Below are 18,643 nucleotides of genomic sequence, written 5' to 3' on the forward strand. Positions count from 1 at the left end.
CTCAGGCTTCCCTGAACTCGGTGCGCGCCAGGCCGTTGTCGAGATTGATCGTCGTGCGCAGGCGCATGCGCTCAGGCGTCGGCGTCATGATCAGCACGGCGTCGATCTCGATCTTCAGGCCGGTCTTGTCGCCAAGATTGACCGAGACCTTCGTTGCGCTCTCCTTGAGCCGAGGCTCGAAGGTGGCGAGCACGGCACGGATCTCACGCGCCAGAACATCGCGATCGAAGTCGCGCGACGAACGGCCGGAGAAGGACGGCACGCCATAATTGACCACGCTGCGGCGTACCTCCGGAAAGTCGTCCAGCGCTGTCGGACTGTCGGTCATCTGCTCGGCCTCGAGATCGGAAAGCATGGGCGTCGACTCGAAGCGTTCGGTGTTGAACAACGCCTCGATGTCGCGCCGCACGGCCTCGCGCAGCACGTCGGGCGACACCACGATGCCGCGGCTTTCAAGCTCGCCGCGATGCCGGTTCTGAAACGCCAGCCGGTGCAGCCGGCGTTTCTGATCGGGGTTCAGCGCATCGTCGGCGTCGATGCGCCTCGGTCCGTCCGCCAAGAGCTCGTCCAGACGCTCCTCGCCGAGTTCGTCATGCAGAGCCTGCCTGAGCCCGTCTATCTCGGAACTCAGGCCGGGCAAATCGTTGACGAGGCGGTCCCAGAGCGAAGGCTGCACTGCCTCGCGCTTGGCCCGTGAACCGCCCGCCTGTGCCTTGTCCGCGGCAGGGCGCTTTGCACGCCCCTCACTTGCCGACATAGACATCCATTTCGGCTTCGTCATTGTCGTCATAGACGAACTTGATCTTCTTGTAGGCGAAGGAGACCTCCTCCTGGATCAGGTCGGCTTCGTCATCGGCCTGCGACATGTCGTATTCCATGATCGAAGCATCGGTCAGGGTGACGACCAGATAGTCCTTGCTCTCGCCGTCGATGGTCCGCCGTGCAGAGAACTTGACCTCGTCCAGCGCCTTGTTTTCGAACAGGGCCTTCGCGAGATAGGGCGAAGATTTGTCATAGTGCTTGGTGAACTTGATCATGCCCATCGACACGCGGCCGCGGCGCGAGAGCGAATTCGGGTCATAGGGCGCCACCATCTTGTAGTCGACGCCATGGATCTCGATCTCGTCGTCGTGGCCGTCGCGGGTGCTGGGGCCCTTAATGTCCGGAACTTTCAAAAAACCATCGATTTTCATGGTCGGCATTTTCTTTCTCCACCGCTTTCAAACGAAAAAAGTTTTGGTTGCTGCAATCAAGTCTTCACAGACGGCAGTTCCGACACCAGCCTGAGCGAGGCGTTGATGCCTTCCAGCTGGTAGTGCGGGCGCAGATAGAAGCGGGCGTTGTAGTAGCCCGGCCGGCCCTCCACGCTGTCGACCTGCACCTCGGCAGCGGCAAGCGGACGCTTGGCGCGCGCCTTGTCGTCGGCGAAGGCCGGATTGGCCAGCACGTACCGGTTGATCCATTCGGTCAACCAGATCTGCATGTCGGAGCGTTCCTTGAACGAGCCGATCTTGTCGCGCGCAATGGCCTTGAGGTAGTGCGCGAAACGGGAAACCGGGAACAGATACGGCAGGTTGGCGGAGAGCCGTTCATTGGACTGAGCGTCGGGATCGACAAGGCGTCCGGCACGCGTCTCGTCGTCCTGCAGCGAGTGGGCGCCGATGAAGGCGGCCAGATCGGTGTTCTTGCGGTGCAGGATCGGCATCAGGCCGAGCTTGGCCAGTTCCGCCTCGCGCCGATCATCGATGGCGACTTCCGTCGGGCATTTCATCGCGATCGAGCCGTCATCCGTCGGGAAAGCGTGCACCGGCAGGTTGAGCACCGTACCGCCATTCTCGACGCCGCGGATCTGCGTGCCCCAGCCGAACAATTTGTGGCTGCGGTTGATGTTGACGCCCATCGGGAAGGCGGCGTTCATCCAGACATATTTGTTGTGGTCGCCATGCACCTCCTCCTCGAAGGAGAAGCCCTTGACCGGAACGGTCTCGGACCCGTAGGGCAGCCGCGCCAGCACACGCGGCATGGTGAGGCCAATATAGCGGGCGTCCTCGCTTTCGCGCAGCGACTGCCACGAGGCATAGGCCGGATTGTTCACGATCATCTGCAGGTCCTGCGGGTTGGGCAGTTCCTGCCAGCTGTCCATACGGAACAGCCGCGGTGAGGCGGCGGCGATGAACGGCGTGTGCGCCGAGGCGCAGATGCCGGATATGTTGCGCAGCAGGCCGACGTCGCGCGGATGGTTCGAAAACTCGTAGGCGCCAACGATGCAGCCGATCGGCTCGCCGCCGAGCATCGAATACTCGTCCGTATAGACTTTCTTGAAGATCGGGCTCTGGTCCCACATCTGGCCTTCATAGTCTTCAAGCGTGTCGGCCAGTTGCTCCTTGGAGATGTTCATCACCCGGATCTTGAGATGCTTCGCATCCGTCTCGGTGTTGTTGATGAGATACCAAAGGCCGCGCCATGTGCCTTCCATCTCCCGCACTTCCGGGGCGTGCAGGATTTCGTTGACCTGCGTCGTCAGCATCTTGTCGATGCCGGCGATCAGCGACTTGATCGACTTGATCGAGTTCGACGAAATCGTCGTCGTCTCGGAGCGCGACTGCGCCGCCAGCGCCAAGTTGCGCACCAGTTGCTGCAGCTTCTCGCTGTCGTCCTTCTTGACCTTGAAATCCTTTTCCAGCAGCTGGCTGAATTCGCCGAGATCGACTGCCTCGGCTTCGGCGACGGATGCTGCAGTCTTTTGCTGTTCGGCCATGGTTTATTCCTCGCCCTTGTCGTCGTCGGACATCGCCTGGCTGGCGATCTGTTGAAGCAGCGGCTGATTGTTCAGCAGCTGGGCGATGCGCTTTTCGGCATCGACGCGACCGTCCATGAAGCCGAGCAGTTCCTCGAGCTGGCGCCGCATCTTGAGGATCTCGGCCAGTTGCGGAACCTGTTCGGCGATTTTGTCGGGGGCGAAATCGCCCATCTTGGTGAAGGTCAGGTCGAGCGCGAGCTCTTCGTCGCGCTCCTGGCCTTCGGCCTGCGGCAGGGTGTTCTTCACCCGCGCCTTGACCCTGGGTCCCAGCGCTTCCATGAATTTGGGGAAGCGGTTGGCATCGGTCTCGACAAAGGAACGGTCGAGCACCGTCTTTGCCGCTTCCCTGGTCTGCGATGCGCCCGACAGGTCGGCCATCACGCCCATGACGAACGGCAGTTCGATCGTCGTCGGGCTGCCGTAGGTTTCGACATCGTAGGCGATCTGCACGCGCGGGGCGCGATTTCGCTCGATGACCTTCGCTTTGCTTTCGGCTGGCATGTGTTGCTACCTTTCATCCTTCTGGGCAGTCTTCTTGGCGTCGGGAACGCCGGCGAGCAGCCGGAATTCCTTCAGCCCCGACGGGGCGAGATCTTCCATCAGTTCAACGAAATCCATGTGCACCATGCGGCGCACCCGGCGGGCGAGATGCGGGATCGGGCTCGACGGCTCGGTGCGGTCGTAGAAGGCCACCACAAGGTCGAGGCATTTCACCACATCGTCGCGCGAGGAAATCCTGTCGGGGAGCCCCGCATTTGGCTCTGCGTAGCTTGCCATCGTCTCGGCTCCATGACCGTTTCTGGCCGGCATTGCCGGGCTTGCCGTGGCAGGCGCCGGGCTGGCTGCGCCATTCGTCGCCGCCGAGGCCGTCGTTTCCACCGCCGTGTTGCGCTCCAGCGTCGTAAGCAAACGCTGTAGAAACCGCTTTAATTCCGGGACGGCGGCGCCGCTGCCTTCAAGACGGGCATTCAGCGCCGTGTCGACCGCATCCAGCGCCTCGATCGCGGCGTGAGCATCGGCGATCAGTGCCGTCATCTGTTCGCCGGCCTGATCCAGCTGCGCGGCGCATCCGCTGCCCACCCGGTTCAGAAGCTGCCCATGCGCGCTGACCAGCGCTGCCTTTTCGGCGGCATTCAATCCCGACGCCGCTTCCTGAAGCATGACGCGGTCGTCGAGCGCGCCCTGTTCCAGATCGCGTCCAGTGATCGGCCCCATGGGTCGTGGGGCGAAGAAAACCATTTGCCTGAGGTTCGCCAGCAGCCCGTCCTGGTTATTCTGCAGGTCGGCCAGCGCGTTGAGGCGGCGCAAGGCTGCGTCGCGCGGCTGGCCGCCGGGCCGCAGCGCCGGGTGCATCGTCTCCCAATGCGCCTCAAACGTCCGCGCGATCAGCGTCAGGCCTTGTGCAAGCCCGGCGAGCCCTTCTTCATTGGCGAGCGCCCGGGCGACGATGACAAGCAGGCGCAGGTCGCGGCCATGCGAACGCAATTCCTCGGCCTTGCCAAGAACGGCAGGCCAATCGACGGGAATCGTCGATTGCGCGGCAGGCTTGTTGCGCCCGTCATGGACGACCTTGACCTGCGGCTCGGTGAGGCGCTCGAGCTCGTGAAAGGCCGGATCGTTGCGCAAGTCTCCGCCTGACGGATTTTCACCGTCCAACGGAGCAAGCCAGAGTGCGAGATCGATCACAGCTACCCCCAGCGACCGGCTCTAAAACCGTACGTGACCCAACGTTAGCACACGGTTGCACCCTACCACAATTCGGCAAACCGCTCAAAAGTTAACGGGCGCTAATGCGAGCCAGTGCAACTGCATCTCGAATGGCGCAATCTATGGCGTGCTTGCCCAACCCCGTATGTGAAGCGCATCGCATAGAATTGGAAAAAATCGTGGTTGTCTGCATTTGGTGGCGCGGGACTTTCCACAACGGGAAGCGGCCGGCTGAATGACGCGCTTTGTCAAGCGGCTGCTTATGTGGCAGGCTGTCGACGGGCAGATTGCAGGAGCACGTTCGATGGAACAGCGCCGGTCATCGCAGGGTTTCAAACGCAAGGAACTGGTGGGCAAGCTCAATCCGGCCTGCCTGCGCGCCTTCAAGGCCGCCGCCGACAGCGCCAAGCTGCGCGGCAATCCTTACGTCGAACTTGTCCATTTCATCGAGCAGCTGGTGCTGTCCGAGCGCTCGGATGTGCAGATGATCCTTGCCGATGCCGGCATCGATGCAGGCCGGCTGACCAGCGACATGACGCGGGCTGTCGACAAACTGCCTTATGGCGCCACCTCGATCGAGGAATTTTCCGATCATATCTTTCATGCCATCCAGGAAGCCTGGAGCCTGGCCGGGCTGCAGTTCAAGGCCGATGAGGTCCGCAGCGCGCATATTATCCTTGCCTGCCTGAAGACGCCCGTGCTGGAAGGCCTGGTGTCGAAGATCAGCGCCGAGTTCGACAAGATCGACGCCGACGCGGTCATCGCCCGCTTCGCCGAGGTGGTCGAGGGTTCACTCGAAGCCGGCGCTGCGGCTGCGGCTCCTCCCGCCGCCGAGGCGCCACGGCGGGCTCCGGGCGGGGATTCCGCACTGGCCAAGTACGCCACCGACCTCACCCAGCGCGCCCATGACGGCAAGATCGATCCGGTCGTCGGCCGCGATCCGGAGATCCGGCAGATCATCGATATCCTGATGCGGCGCCGGCAGAACAACCCGATCCTGACCGGCGAGGCCGGCGTCGGCAAGACGGCGGTGGTCGAGGGCTTCGCCTTGCGCATCGCCCAGGGTGACGTGCCGCCGCCGCTGCAAGGCATCAGCGTGCGCATGCTCGATGTCGGCCTCATGCAGGCCGGCGCCAGCGTCAAGGGCGAGTTCGAAAAGCGCCTGAAGGCGGTCATCGACGAGGTTCAATCCTCCGAAACGCCGGTGATCCTGTTCATCGACGAGGCGCATACGCTGATCGGCGCCGGCGGTGCGGCTGGAACCGGCGACGCCGCCAATCTACTGAAACCGGCGCTGGCGCGCGGCGAACTGCGCACCATCGCGGCAACCACCTGGGCCGAATACAAGCAGCACATCGAAAAGGACCCGGCGCTGACCCGCCGTTTCCAGGTGGTGAAAATCGACGAGCCGTCGGAAGCGGTCGCCGTTCTCATGCTGCGCGGCGTCGCCGGCGTGCTCGAACAGCACCACGAGGTGCAGATCCTCGACGAGGCGATCGAGGCGGCGGTGGCCTTGTCGCATCGCTACATTCCGGCGCGGCAATTGCCTGACAAGGCGGTGAGCCTGCTCGACACCGCTTGCGCCAGGGTCGCGGTCTCGCAGCATGCCACGCCGGCTGAGGTCGAGGACATTTTGCGCCGCCGCCAGGCGCTGGAGGTTGAAAGCGGCATCATCGGCCGCGAGGCTGCGATCGGCATCGAAGTGGCCGACCGGCAGGCGCGGGTCGAGGCCGGACTTACTGAGACCGAGACGACGCTCGCCGCCGCCGAGGCGCGCTGGGAGCGCGAAAAGGCGCTGGTAGCCGAGATCCTCGAACTGCGCGCCAGGCTGCGTGGCGAGGGCGTGCCGTTGGATGAGGTTGCGGCGAACGAGGCCGATGCCGAAACAGCGACGCCGGACGAAGAAAAGACCAAGGTGCCGAAGGCCGAGCCGCCCAAGGTTGAAACGTCCAAGCCCGAGAAGCCTAAGGCCAAGGCGACCAAAGCCAAGGCCGAGGCGCTTGCGGACGCCGAGGCGGCGCCCACGGATCCCGCAGCCGATCTTGCAAGGCTGCGCGAGTTGATGGCTGAACTTGCCACGGCGCAAGGCGAGACGCCGCTGATCCTGCCCTCCGTCGACCGCAATGCGGTGGCTGCCGTGGTCCAGGACTGGACAGGCATCCCGACGGGCAGAATGCTGTCCAGCCAGACCGAAAAGGCGCTCAAGCTGGCCACCACCTTGTCCGAGCGCGTCGTCGGCCAGGACCACGCGATGGAGATGATCGCTAAGCGCGTCCAAACCAGCCGCGCCGGGCTCGGCGCGCCGGAAAAGCCGGTCGGCGTGTTCCTGCTTTGCGGCCCGTCGGGCGTCGGCAAGACCGAGACGGCGCTGGCGCTTGCCGAAACACTTTACGGCGGCGAGCAGAACCTGATCTCGATCAACATGTCCGAATTCCAGGAAGCGCACACCGTCTCGACACTGAAAGGCGCACCGCCCGGCTATGTCGGCTACGGCAAGGGCGGCATCCTGACCGAGGCCGTGCGCAGAAAACCCTATTCGGTGATCCTGCTCGACGAGGTCGAGAAGGCCCATCCCGATGTGCACGAAATCTTCTTCCAGGTTTTCGACAAGGGCATGATGGATGACAGCGAAGGCCGGCGCATCGACTTCAAGAACACGCTGATCCTGCTGACCTCCAATGTCGGCTCCGAAGTCATCATGGAGCGGACCCAGAACGGCACGGTGAGGGCAGGGCTCGACGGCCTCGACGCAGCGTTGCGCGCCCCGTTGCTGAAGGTCTTCCCGGCGGCCTTTCTCGGCCGCGTCGTGACCATTCCCTACTACCCGCTGTCGGATTCGATGATCGAGGCCATCACCCGCCATCAGTTCGGCAAGATCGCGCGGCGGCTGCGCGCCAGCCACGACGCCGAACTGGTGATCGGCGACGGCGTCATGGCGCTGGTCAAGGCGCGCTGCACCGAAATCGAGTCCGGCGGCCGCATGATCGACGCCATCCTCACCAACACGCTGCTGCCGGAACTCAGCCGCGGCGTGCTGAACCGTTCGCTCGACGGCGAGAAGATGACCAAGGTGACGGTCAGCGCTTCCGCGGACGGGTTTGCCTATTCGTTCGAATAGGTCTCACAGCGAGCCTGTGCCGGCTCTATTGCTGCGATGTCTCCGCCTCGGCGCGGATAAGCTTGATGTCGGCACCCGCCGCCCAGGCGCCGATATCCTCGCGCCGCAACGCCGCCGCCATCATGTCCGGGAACAGATCCGGCGTGCAGGCAAAGACCGGAATGCCGAGCGCTGCGACCGAGGCCGACATCGCCGGATCGTAACCGGGCCGACCTTGATCGGTCAGCGCCAGCAGCACCACGACATTGACGCCCGATCGCACCAGCGCGGCCAGCCGGCGCAGCAAGGCCTGGCCGTTGCCGCCTTCATAGAGGTCGGTGATCAGCACGAAGTGGGATTTGGTCGGCCGCTCGATGCGATCGGCGCAATAGGCGACCGCCTGGTTGATGTCGGTGCCGCCGCCGAGCTGCACGCCAAACAGCACCTCTACGGGATCGCTGAGCTCCTCGGTCAGGTCGACGATTGCCGTATCGAAGCAGACCAGCTTGGTGCGCACCACCGGCAGCGAGGCCATGACAGCAGCGAAGATCGAGGCATAGATCACTGAGCTCGCCATCGAGCCGGACTGGTCGACGCACAGCACCACCTCGTCGAGATCGACCAGCCGGCGCTGCTTGCGCATGAAACCGACGAGTTTTTCCGGCACGATGGTTTTGTGCTCCGGCTGGTAGTGTCGAAGATTGGCCGAGATGGTGCGCGGCCAGTCGATGTCGCGTTGGCGCGGGCGGTTGGTGCGCCGCGAGCGGTCGAGCGCGCCGCGGATCGCTTCGGCGGTCTTCTGCTCCAGCCGCTGCATCAGCTTGGCGACGATGTCGGCGATGATGGTACGGGCAATGTCCTTGGTCTTGGCCGGCATCACCGAGCGCAGCGAAATCAGGTCGGCGACGAGATTGACGTCGGCCTCGATGGCCTTGAGGAATTCCGGCTCCATCAGCATCTGCTTCAGGTTCAGCCGCTCGAAGGCGTCCTTCTGCACGATCTGGACCACCTGCGCGGGGAAGAAGGAGCGGATATCGCCCATCCATTGCGCCACACGCGGCGCCGAGCGGCCGAGCCCGCCGCGCCGCTTGCGCGGGTCGGCATCGGCATTGGCGCCGTCGCCGTAAAGCGCATCGAGCGCCGACGACAGTTTTTTGTCGTCGCTGGAAAGGGAAGACGAAGCCTCGTCATCGGCGCCGATCGCCAGCCGCCAGCGGCGCTCGCGCTCGCCATCGGCCGATGCAGTGGCGTTACCTTCGGCGTTTGTTTCGTCCATCGTCACGCTCCGCTCGCAAGCAGGGGGCCAAGCCGCTCCAGGTGCCGGCGCCAGGCCTCGCCACCATCCGGCGCCGGCGTCAGGCCGGCCGGCAGCCTGGCGGTGCGGCCGAGCACGGCCTCGATCAGCCGCCGCCGCTCCATGCTGTCCAGGTTGGAGAAGACGCGGCGCAGCAGGGGCAGATGTGCGATGAAAGCATCCTCGTCGAGGGATTTGAGCCACGCATCGACGGCGCCGCGCAGACCCTCGTCATAGATCAGCCGCTGGCCGGCGGTGCTGAAGAAACCTTCGAAGAACCCCGCCGCCTGCACCACCGGCGTTCCCGGCGACAGTCTGCGCCCGAGCAGTCCGGCGGCGTCCTCGGCCGACAGCTGGCCGGCTTCGTAGAGCAGATGCGCGGCACAGCCGGCGAGCACCGCCGTCGAGCGCTGCCCCTCCAGCACGCCTGTCAGCCCGTTGCGCCAGGCGTCGAGCACGCCTTCGCCGGGCTCGACCAGGCGGATCGCCGCGTCAGCCTTGCGCACCGCGCCGACCAATGTCGTGGCGGCCTGTTCATCCAGATCGCGCACCGCATAAGGCAAGGCGATCGCGGCCTCGACGATCAGCCGTTCCAACAAACCGGACAACCGGTTGGTTTCGGTCTTGCGCGCCTCGCCGTAACGGATGATGTCGGCAAGCGGCGGCACCGAGGCCAGGATTTCCAGGCATTCGCTGCTGTGCGCGGCGCGTGCTTCCAGCGCCGCAAGACCGGCGCTCGCGGCCTCCGACAGATCCGCCGTGATGGCGCTTTGAACCAGCGCTGCAAGCGTGTCGAGGCTGGCCGCGGCGCCGAGCATCTGGATCAGGCGGCCATTGGCCGCCTTTTCGATGGTCGGCCCATAGATCAGGTTCTCGACCAGGCGCACGGCATATTCCGGCTCCCAGGCCAGGGTCCACTTTTCGCGGAAGGTGCCGCGGCTGCGGCCGGCATCGGCCAGTCTGCCCCACTGCACGCCGAGCACGTTCAGCCGGTGCAGCAGGGTCGAGCGAAACAGCCCGCTTTCGCTGCGCAAATCGACGGACAGTTCGCGCTCGAGCGCCTCCGGCTTCAGCCGTGCCGCTTTCTGGTTGCGCTGCAGATCCTCGATCAGCGGGGCCAGCGGCGTGTCGGGTGGGATCTCGCCGACATCCGCGCCCAAAAGCAGCTCGGCTTCAACGAGGGACCACAGCACCGCTTCGCCGTTGAACAGCGCCGCGATCGCCGCGTCGCGCAATTCCTCGAAGCCGGGTTTCGGCCGGTCGCGAATGGCAGCCAGCGTGCGCGCAAGCCGCTCGGCCTCGATCAGCGACGCCGTCGAGACCAGATGGCCCTTGGTCCGCAGCACCGTCGCGATCATCGCCAGCCAAAGCGTCGCGGCATCGCGCCGCTCGCGCGTGCGCCACAGATGTTTGCACCAGCCCGGCGCGACGACACCGGCGCCATAGCCATAGCCCAGCGCCAGGCGCGGTCCCGTCCATGGCGCCCATGTCATCGTGCTTTTGCGCCGGGCAATTCCCTTGATCAGCGCCTGGTCGTTCTTCTGCGTGTGCGCGGCCTGCAAGGCCGGTACGTGCCATGCGCCGCAGACGACGGCAATTGGTCCGTCGAACTCCTTGCGCGCGGTAGCGATTTCGAGCCGCATATGCGCTTCACGTTTGGCCTCGAACGGCGCGATCGTGCTTTCGCCATCGCGCAGCGTCGTCATCGCATCGGCGATGGCCGCGAAGATCGGACCCGGCTGCGGGTTCTGCTCGATGATGTCGGCCCACCAGCTCTCGCCGTCCTCATAGCCGGCGGCCGCAGCCAGTGTGCCGATCGGATCGCGATGCGAAGCTGCCTCGCCATCCTCGCCGGTTTCCTCCTTGGGCTCGGCCCTGTCGGCCTCATCGGTCTTGTCGGCGCTCTCCGTCGCCGACGCGAAGCGCGCCGATGACGGCAGGTCGATGAACCGCAGAGCCGCCTTGTTCTCCACCGCCCACACCGCCGCCTGGTATTCGGGCGAGAACTCGGCGAATGGCCAGAAACTTGTCGCGGCCGGATCGTCCTCGGGATAGCAAAGCAGCGCCACCGGCGGCTGCATTTCCGGACGCGCCAGGAACGGCAGCAGGGCGGACGCATCGCTCGGCCCCTCGATCAGCACCGCGACCGGCTGCAACTCCCGCAGCGCCTGCACCAGGCTGGCGGCGGAGCCCGGCCCGTGATGGCGGATGCCGAAATAGGCGACGTCGCTCATGACCTCAGATCGCTGCGTTCAGCGCCGCGTAATAGCCGGCATAGTCCGGCCGCTTCTTGAGCACCGTTTCGAGATATTCCTCCAGCACCACCTTGTCTTGCACCGGGTCCTTGATGATGGCGCCGACGAGGCTGGCGGCAAGGCCTTCGGCGCCGAGCTTGCCGCTGTCGAACCATGCCGCCTGACTGAGGCCACCGACCATGGTGGCGATTGCCTCGGCGGTCGAGAGCGAGCCCGAAGGCGTCTTCAGCGTCACCTTGCCGTCAGCGGTCGCGCCCGAGCGCAACTCGCGGAAGATGGTCAGCACGCGGGCGATCTCCTCGCCGACATTTTTGGGCACCGGCAGGTCGAGCCCGCCGGCCATCTCGTCGACCCGCTTGGAAACGATCGCCACCTCTTCGGCCATGTCTTCGGGCAGCGGCAGCACCACCACATTGAAGCGGCGCTTGAGCGCCGAGGACAGTTCGTTGACGCCCTTGTCGCGGTTGTTGGCGGTGGCGATGATGTTGAAGCCGCGCTGAGCGTAGATCGAGCTGTTGAGTTCCGGGATCGGCATCATCTTTTCCGACAGCACGGTGATCAGCGTGTCCTGCACGTCGGAGCCCATGCGCGTCAGTTCCTCCAGCCTGCAGAGCTTGCCGCTCTCCATGGCGCGATAGAGCGGCGTCGGCACCAGCGCCTCCTGGCTCGGCCCCTTGGCCAAGAGCTGGGCATAGTTCCAGCCATAGCGAATCTGGTTCTCGTCGGTGCCGGCCGTGCACTGCACGATCAGCGTCGAGTCGCCCATGATGGCGGCGGCGAGATGTTCCGACACCCAGGATTTGGCGGTGCCGGGAACGCCGAGCAACAGCAGCGCGCGGTCGGTGGCGAGTGTCGCGACGGCGGTTTCCATCAGTCGGCGGCGGCCAACATATTTCGGCGATATCACCGTGCCGTCGCTTGCCTTGCCGCCGAGCAGATAGGTCAGCACGGCCTTCGGCGAGAGGCTCCATCCCGCCGGCTTCTGGCGATCGTCATTGCGCGCCAGAGCCTGCAGTTCAGACGCGTAGGCCTGCTCGACGGGGAGGCGGATGGCTGCGTTCATTGTGCTGTTCTCCGGATTGTCATGTGTTGGTTCCCGTCAGGGCTGCATTAAGGCGCAGGAAAGCGAGTGACGCCGCCGCCGGCGGCATGCCTGCCGCGACAATGTCGCCGATCAGTCGTTCCGCTGTCGCCGCTGTGGCAAGAAAGCCTATCGTTTCCAGGGCGTGGTCTGCGCTTCGCTTCGCGGGCTCGTCGTTTCCCGCAACCTTGGAGCGCAGTGCCGACAGCGCCTTGCCATCCGTTAGATCGCCCCATTCAAGCCAGCTTGCTTCGGCGCCTTCGACCAGGTTGAGCGCTTCAAGATTCTGCGCGTCCTTCAGGATCTGCCTGATCAGGGTGCGCTTCCTGCCGCTGTCCAAACGCAACATGAGGTGGAAGACAAACAATGCCGATTTGCCGCCCTCGGCGGCCAGCGTATCTGCCAACAGTGCCACCGTGGCATCGCTGCCGGATACCGCGACCATCCGAACGAGAGACAGATCGGCTCTGTCGTCGACACCGAATTGCCATGCCCCGATGAAATCGGATTCTGTTTTACCGAAGCGCGCGGCAAGGTCGACCAGGTAACAGCTCGCAAACAGGTCGACGCGCCGACTTTCTTGGGCAGCCGACTTCAGCTTTGCCGGCGTGTAGGTGGTGCGGCGGCGGATGAAGCCGGATTTGCCTTCTGCAATGAAGGCGGCGAGTTCGGCAACGGGATCGTCGGCTCCGCCGTCGCCGGCGCGGCCGTGCTCGCCCAGCCTTGCCAGCAGCCGGCCCGCCAGTTCCTGCACCTTGCCGGAGCGGTCGGCGGCCAGGCTTTTCAGGAACGGCGCATCCGCGGGCGTCAGGCCGAAATGCATGAGTTCGATCAGTGCAAGCCGGACTTCCGCCGGTTCGCCCGGCGCCTTGGTCTCAATCAGCGAACGGGCCGCCGCCGGATCGCGGCGGCGCATCTCGCCCAGCGCGATGCGGCGCGCGGCGGGATAGAAGTCATCCCAGTTCTGCACCGTCAGCTGCTCCTGCGGGGTGATCTTCAACCCCTCCACGCTGGCCTGCCAGTCGATCCACGGCGCATAGACGTCGGGGCTGTTCTGATCCGACGCGGAGGGCATCCAGTCCATCGGATGCAGCACGTAGCCGCGGCTGGCGACGAGTGTCGCCACGCGTGACTTGCGCCGCGCATCGGCGGCGTTCTTCAGGGTAGCGCGCAACAGTGGGCGCAACCGCTCCGGCAGCATCGGCAGGCCAAGCCTTGGCAGCGGCGGGCGCCGCTTCAATGTCTTCGGCGCGGCGGGCCGCAAGCCGACATCGAGCGCTTGCGCCGCGATCGCAAGCAGTTGCCGTTCGCGTTCGTCCGGGCTTGCGCCGGCGGCGATTTCCTTCCATGCAGCCGGCGCCAGATCGAATGTGGTCCCGCCGGTGATCCAGCAGTCGCGCATCGTCGCCAGGCCGGACTGCTCGAGCTCGTTCATGACAGGTCGAGCCTCCCGAAGCCGCTTTGCGCGGCCAGCAGATCGAGCCGCGCACCGTTCCAAAGTGCTGCCGTAGCCGCGAGATCGAGGCCAAGCACGGTCTGATCGACGGTTCCGGCGACAGGCAGGGCAATCCCTTGCGGGTCGTGCGCCGCTTGCCACCAGGCCGCGCCGCGCTCATCGAGGAGGATGGCGCCGGCCGGCAGCATCAGCGGACAGTCGGTCGACCATGGCGCTGCGTCCTGATGCGATGCATGCGCGGCGAGCGGATCCTTGATTGTGTCGAGGCCGAAATCCGGCCAGGCCCCGGACACGACATCGCCCTTGCGCTCCGCCACCAGCGCCCGGAGCGGCTGGCGCGACGGGTAAAACACCAGCCTTGCATCGAACCGGTCGCCAGGCGTGAACGCAGCCGAGCGACGACCGGCCGAGGCGGGAAAGAAATCGAGCAGCAGCGCAAATTGCGGCGTCGGACACTTGAGGTCGAGCAGCCATGTCGAATGACTGACAAGACCGTCGCGACGGGTCTCGATCTTCTCGCCGATGACTTCCCAATGGCTGTCGACCTGTTTTGCATCGGGATTGGCCAGCATCTGGTCGCGGGTCTCGGACGCCGACACCAGCCGTTTCAGCTCGGGATCGTCGGGCGCCGAGCGCCAGGCCTTGGCCAGCAGCACCAGCTTGCCGAGCTCGCGGATCGCCGCGTCTGGCCGTTCCTCGCTGCGCAGCGCCATCAGCCGCGCCGGAATCTCGTCGATGCGCCCGGCGAGCGCTGTTGCCTTCATGTCGACCAGCCTGGCGGCAATCCGGCGGCAGCGCTCGCTGCTGGCATCGGCAAAGGCGGAAAGGCCGAGCCGCAACTGGTCGGCGATCCACTGGTCGAGTTCGTCCAGCGCTCCCGCCACCGCTGTCCGCGTGTCTTCCGCCCGCTTGCGCTGTGCCGCCTCGCGGCGCTCCGCTGCGGCGGCGTCCTCGATTGCGGTGACTTCATCCGGCTGCGCGGCCTCACCGATGCTCTTGTCGGACGCGCCGGCCCCCGCGCCCGGCGTTGCAGCGGCCGGCTGGCCCGTCGTCTTCCGGCGCCGGCCAAGCCAGTCATTCACCCATTCCGGCGTCGATTCGGCAGCCGTGAAGCTGGCCGGCGCGGTGGCGGCGATCCACATCAGCGCCAGCGTGTGCTTGCACGGAAATTTTCGCGACGGGCAGGTGCATTTGTAGCCGTGGTCGCCGGTGTCGACCACGGTGCGGTAGGGGTTGGAGCCGGAGCCCTGGCATTCTCCCCAGATCAGCGCTTGCTGCTCGTTCTTCTCCAGCCTCGGCCAGTTCGAGCGTTTGGTGAGTTTCGAGGCGGCGCTCAGCGACGCCTGATCGGGGGCCAGCGCCTCAATGGTTTTCAGGTCGAATTCCAAGCCGCGCCTCTCGTCACCCCAAATCAATGCATGGCATCAGTATAGGGTGCCGTTTGTGAAGGATTGTTGTGGTTCCGGCAAGACGAAGATGGTGCAGGTCAATAGAGCGGCGTTGCCATGTGCCGGGGCGTCGGCCATTCCGTCGTGACGCCCGGCTGCACCGGCCGTTCGAGATAGGTCGACAGCACGACATAGCTTCGCGTCGAGGTGACGCCGGGCGTTTCGTAGAGACGCGCCAACAAGCCCTCAAGCGCCCTGGTGTCCTCGGTGCGGACCTTGAGCAACATGCAGGTGTCGCCGGCCACCGAATGGATCTCCTCGACCTCAGGATATTGGGAAACCGCCATCAGCTCCGGCGTCTTGCCCCAACCCTTGGTGTCGATATGCACGAAGGTAAGCAGCGGCTTCTTCACCGCCTTGGGGTCGATGATCACCGCTGTGCCGCGGATGGCGCCGCTGCGCCGCAGCCGCTTCACCCGCTCATGCGCCGCCGGCGGCGAAAGGCAGACCCGCTCGCCGAGTTCGGCGTAACTGATCGTTGCATCCTCGACCAACACGCCTAATATTTTTCGGTCGATCGCGTCGAGCTCGCGGGCGGCTACCTTGTTCTGCAGAACACCATCTGTTTCTTCATCCATAACGAACTTCCTTGTTGTCGCAGAATTTAATTCGGCCACTATGCCGATATGACGAACACACATCAAGCAGCAACTCTCCCAACAACAGCGCCGATCCCGGAGCTGGCCTATCTCCTGACCGGCTGCATCGCCGTCATCGGCTCCAACTCGCTGGTTCTGGGTCCGATCGCCCCGGCGGTGGCGGCATCCTTCGGCACCAGCGTGCCGGCGGTGATGGCCGCGTCGGCCGCATTCGGTCTCGGCACCTCGGCAAGCGCCCTGTTCCTCGCCCGCTACATTGACGGCGTCGGCGCCCGCAGCATGCTGCAGGGCGCGCTGCTGTTGCTGGCGGTTGCACTTCTAGCCAGTGCGCTGGCGCCGACCGTGATCGCGCTGGTCGCGGCTCAAGCCGTCGCCGGCATTGCCGCCGGCGTTGCCATGCCGGCCATCTATGCCAGTGCGGCGGCGATCGCGCCGCCCGGCCGCGAAAGCGGCACCATCGGCGTCGTGCTGACCGGCTGGACGGTTTCCATGGTCGCCGGCGTTTCGCTGTCGGCCGTGCTTGCGGACCTCGTGCACTGGCGCGCCGTCTTCGCGGTAGTCGCGGTGCTTTCAGCAATTGCGCTCGCCGCCTTGTCGATGACCTCGCTCAGCGACGTCAGGAAGAGCGGCCCGGCGCCGACGCCGTTCGGTGCGCTCGCCATTCCCGGCATCGTGCCGCTGCTCATCGCCTGCACCGCCTTCATGACTGCTTTCTACGGCGTCTACGGCTATCTCGGCGATCATCTGCACCAGGATCTCGGTGAGCCCGTCAGCGCCAACGCGCTGGCCGCTCTCGCCTATGGCGCCGGCTTCGGCACGGCGGCCTTTCTCGACGGCGTCATCGACCGCATCGGCGCGCGACGCGTCATGCCTTTCGCCTATCTGCTGGTCGCCGCCGTCTATGTCGCGATCGCGCTCGCAAGCAGCAATTTCGCGCTGATCCTGGCCATGATCGCCATATGGGGCCTTGCCAATCATTTCGGTCTGAACGTGCTGGTGATGCGCCTCACCGCGCTCGATCCGTCGCGCCGCGGCACCATCATGGGCCTGAACAGCTCGGTCACCTATCTCGCGGTCTTTATCGGCACCACCAGCTTCGGGCCGCTTTATTCGACATTCGGCTTTGCCGCCTGCGCGATCGTCGCGGCCTTGCTGATGCTGGTTGCAGCCGCGGCCGGGAGCTGGCGTTCGCCCGTCAGGGCGTAAGCGGCGGCGGCAAAGCTTGCGTCCCTGTCCTGTCCTTCGCTAGAGGTTCGGCTCACCATGCGAGCCGTATCAGGATGAACACGACGCTTGAGACCACCGCCGATCCCTTAGCCGAGGAACTCACCTTTTTGGCCGAGCGGCTGACGGCGTTCAATGACGGCGATGTCGGCGCCTCCGGCCGCAAAGCGCTCGCCGTCTTCGTGCGCGACGAGGACGGCGCTGTCGTCGCCGGCATTTCAGGCTACACCGCCTGGGGCTGGCTCTATGTGCAATGGCTTTGGGTCGACGAACGCCTGCGCGGCCAGCATGTGGCCGGCGACATGCTGGATGCCGCCGAACGCGAAGCAGTCAAGCGCGGCTGCCGGAACGCCTGGATCGACACTTTCAATCCCGTCGCGGCCAAAGCCTATGAGCGGCAGGGCTACCGGCCTTTCGGCGAACTGCCGGACTTTCCGGCCGGCCGCAGCCGCATTTTCCTGCAGAAAAGGCTCGCTTAAGCTGCCAGTCGTCCGCCTTGCATCGGCCGCGGTACACCGGTGGTACTGGGAAAGCTGATCGGCAGGCCGCGCAAAACGCGCACCGCGAGAAAGGCAAAGCACTCGGCTTCGACCGCATCGCCCTTCCAGCCCAGTGTTTCGGCCTGCACCACCTCGACGCCGGCGCGGTTCGCCAGCATCGCCATCATCGTCGGGTTGTGGCGGCCGCCGCCGCTGACCGCCAGCCGCTTCGGCCGGCGCGGCAACAGGTCGAGCGCCTTGCCGACGGCCGAGACGGTGAAGGCCGTCAGTGTCGCCGCACCGTCCTCGGCGCTGAGGCCGTCGGCCATCGCCGAGGTGAAGTCGAAGCGATCGAGCGATTTCGGATAGGGTTTTGTCAGGTACGGATGCTCAAGCAATTTGGCGAGCCTTGACTCGTCAACCGTGCCGGCCGCACCCAGTGCGCCGTCGCGGTCCATCTCGCCGAGACCCTTGGCCTTGATGAAATCGTTGAGTGGCGCGTTGGCCGGACCGGTGTCGAAGGCGACGACATTGTCCTTGCCGTCCCACCAGGTGATGTTGCCGACGCCGCCAAGATTGAGCACCGCCGTGTCGCCGCTCGCGTCGGCCTCCCTGAGCAACGCGGCGTGATAGGCGGCCGCCAGCGGCGCGCCCTGGCCGCCGGCGCGCACATCGGCCGAGCGGAAGTCGTAGGCGACCTTGGCGCCGAGGATCGAATGCATCAGCTCGCCATCGCCAAGCTGGCGCGTATCGCCGCGCCGTCCCGGCTGCGGGGCGCGATGCAGCACGGTCTGGCCGTGGAAGCCGACCACGCCGATATCGGTCATGGTCAGGCCGTAGCTCTCGACAAGGTCTTTCACCGCCGCCGACTGCGCCCGCGTCAGCGCCTCTTCTGCCTCGCGAAAGATCGCCGGCTCCGGCCCGTCGAAATTCCACGCCCTGGCCTGGCGCAGCGTCTCCTCCAGCAGGGCGCGAATCTCTGCGGGGTAGGGGGCCAGCGTATAGGTGCCGAAATCGGCGATGCGCTCGCCATCGGTCTTGATCAGCGCGACGTCGATATTGCCGTCAAGCACGGTGCCGGTCATCAGGCCGACGGCCCAGATTGGTTTCATGGTCGCTTTCTCGAATCGCCGTTGAACCACGTGTCGGACGGATCGGTCGGGCAGGCAAGTCTTTTGCTTTTATTGATCAAGGCAAGCGTTT

15 protein-coding genes are annotated in these 18,643 nt (G+C 65.2%); 3 read left to right on the forward strand and 12 right to left on the reverse strand.

Features of this window, described 5'->3' with window-relative positions; genetic code table 11:
- Nucleotide 1: 1 nt before the first annotated feature.
- The 5 genes from tssE to tssA are packed head-to-tail and all read right to left on the reverse strand — an operon-like array spanning nucleotide 2 to nucleotide 4,486.
- On the reverse strand, nucleotides 2-757 hold the full coding sequence (gene tssE, locus AC04SG_RS13800) for a type VI secretion system baseplate subunit TssE (RefSeq protein WP_112565916.1): 756 nt from the start codon (nucleotides 755-757) through the stop codon (nucleotides 2-4).
- Nucleotides 744-1,193, reverse strand: a complete 450-nt coding sequence (locus tag AC04SG_RS13805) for an Hcp family type VI secretion system effector (protein WP_192256823.1) — start codon at nucleotides 1,191-1,193, stop codon at nucleotides 744-746. The genes tssE and AC04SG_RS13805 overlap by 14 nt, the downstream gene beginning before the upstream one ends.
- Nucleotides 1,194-1,249: 56 nt before the next feature.
- The gene (gene tssC / locus AC04SG_RS13810; RefSeq protein WP_112565910.1) at nucleotides 1,250-2,758 is read right to left on the reverse strand and encodes a type VI secretion system contractile sheath large subunit; all 1,509 of its coding nucleotides are present in this window, start codon (nucleotides 2,756-2,758) and stop codon (nucleotides 1,250-1,252) included.
- Between the two features lie 3 nt (nucleotides 2,759-2,761).
- Entirely contained in the window at nucleotides 2,762-3,301 is a 540-nt protein-coding gene (gene tssB / locus AC04SG_RS13815) for a type VI secretion system contractile sheath small subunit (RefSeq protein WP_488551487.1), read from the reverse strand.
- Between the two features lie 6 nt (nucleotides 3,302-3,307).
- On the reverse strand, nucleotides 3,308-4,486 hold the full coding sequence (tssA, locus tag AC04SG_RS13820) for a type VI secretion system protein TssA (RefSeq protein ID WP_488551488.1): 1,179 nt from the start codon (nucleotides 4,484-4,486) through the stop codon (nucleotides 3,308-3,310).
- A gap of 325 nt (nucleotides 4,487-4,811) precedes the next feature.
- Here tssA and tssH point away from each other — a divergent pair, with 325 nt between their 5' ends.
- Nucleotides 4,812-7,625, forward strand: coding sequence for a type VI secretion system ATPase TssH (gene tssH, locus AC04SG_RS13825; RefSeq protein WP_488551516.1), 2,814 nt, complete (start codon nucleotides 4,812-4,814; stop codon nucleotides 7,623-7,625).
- A 25-nt stretch (nucleotides 7,626-7,650) separates the two neighbouring features.
- Here the strand turns inward: tssH and AC04SG_RS13830 are convergent, their stop codons facing one another.
- The 6 genes from AC04SG_RS13830 to AC04SG_RS13855 form a co-directional block, all read right to left on the reverse strand.
- On the reverse strand, nucleotides 7,651-8,880 hold the full coding sequence (locus AC04SG_RS13830; protein ID WP_488551489.1) for a VWA domain-containing protein: 1,230 nt from the start codon (nucleotides 8,878-8,880) through the stop codon (nucleotides 7,651-7,653).
- A gap of 2 nt (nucleotides 8,881-8,882) precedes the next feature.
- Nucleotides 8,883-11,132 carry a DUF5682 family protein gene (locus tag AC04SG_RS13835; RefSeq protein WP_488551490.1) on the reverse strand — a complete coding sequence of 750 codons (2,250 nt, stop codon included), beginning with the start codon at nucleotides 11,130-11,132 and terminating at the stop codon, nucleotides 8,883-8,885.
- A 4-nt stretch (nucleotides 11,133-11,136) separates the two neighbouring features.
- On the reverse strand, nucleotides 11,137-12,216 hold the full coding sequence (locus tag AC04SG_RS13840; RefSeq protein ID WP_203279944.1) for an ATP-binding protein: 1,080 nt from the start codon (nucleotides 12,214-12,216) through the stop codon (nucleotides 11,137-11,139).
- Between the two features lie 19 nt (nucleotides 12,217-12,235).
- Nucleotides 12,236-13,669 (reverse strand): DUF5691 domain-containing protein, encoded by a 1,434-nt coding sequence (locus AC04SG_RS13845; RefSeq protein WP_488551491.1) that lies wholly within the window; start codon nucleotides 13,667-13,669, stop codon nucleotides 12,236-12,238.
- The gene (locus AC04SG_RS13850; RefSeq protein WP_488551492.1) at nucleotides 13,666-15,078 is read right to left on the reverse strand and encodes an SWIM zinc finger family protein; all 1,413 of its coding nucleotides are present in this window, start codon (nucleotides 15,076-15,078) and stop codon (nucleotides 13,666-13,668) included. The genes AC04SG_RS13845 and AC04SG_RS13850 overlap by 4 nt, the downstream gene beginning before the upstream one ends.
- 98 nt (nucleotides 15,079-15,176) lie before the next feature.
- Entirely contained in the window at nucleotides 15,177-15,716 is a 540-nt protein-coding gene (locus AC04SG_RS13855) for an Lrp/AsnC family transcriptional regulator (RefSeq protein WP_142868845.1), read from the reverse strand.
- Nucleotides 15,717-15,764: 48 nt separating this feature from the next.
- Between AC04SG_RS13855 and AC04SG_RS13860 the strand changes: the two genes are divergently transcribed.
- Entirely contained in the window at nucleotides 15,765-16,943 is a 1,179-nt protein-coding gene (locus AC04SG_RS13860; protein ID WP_488551493.1) for an MFS transporter, read from the forward strand.
- Between the two features lie 74 nt (nucleotides 16,944-17,017).
- Nucleotides 17,018-17,440 carry a GNAT family N-acetyltransferase gene (locus AC04SG_RS13865; RefSeq protein WP_488551494.1) on the forward strand — a complete coding sequence of 141 codons (423 nt, stop codon included), beginning with the start codon at nucleotides 17,018-17,020 and terminating at the stop codon, nucleotides 17,438-17,440.
- On the opposite strand, the gene AC04SG_RS13870 is transcribed toward AC04SG_RS13865, so the two are convergent.
- Nucleotides 17,437-18,552 (reverse strand): anhydro-N-acetylmuramic acid kinase, encoded by a 1,116-nt coding sequence (locus AC04SG_RS13870; protein ID WP_488551495.1) that lies wholly within the window; start codon nucleotides 18,550-18,552, stop codon nucleotides 17,437-17,439. The two genes, AC04SG_RS13865 and AC04SG_RS13870, sit on opposite strands and share 4 nt — an antisense overlap.
- Nucleotides 18,553-18,643 lie beyond the last annotated feature (91 nt).

The organism is Mesorhizobium sp. CNPSo 4684, from assembly GCF_057784315.1.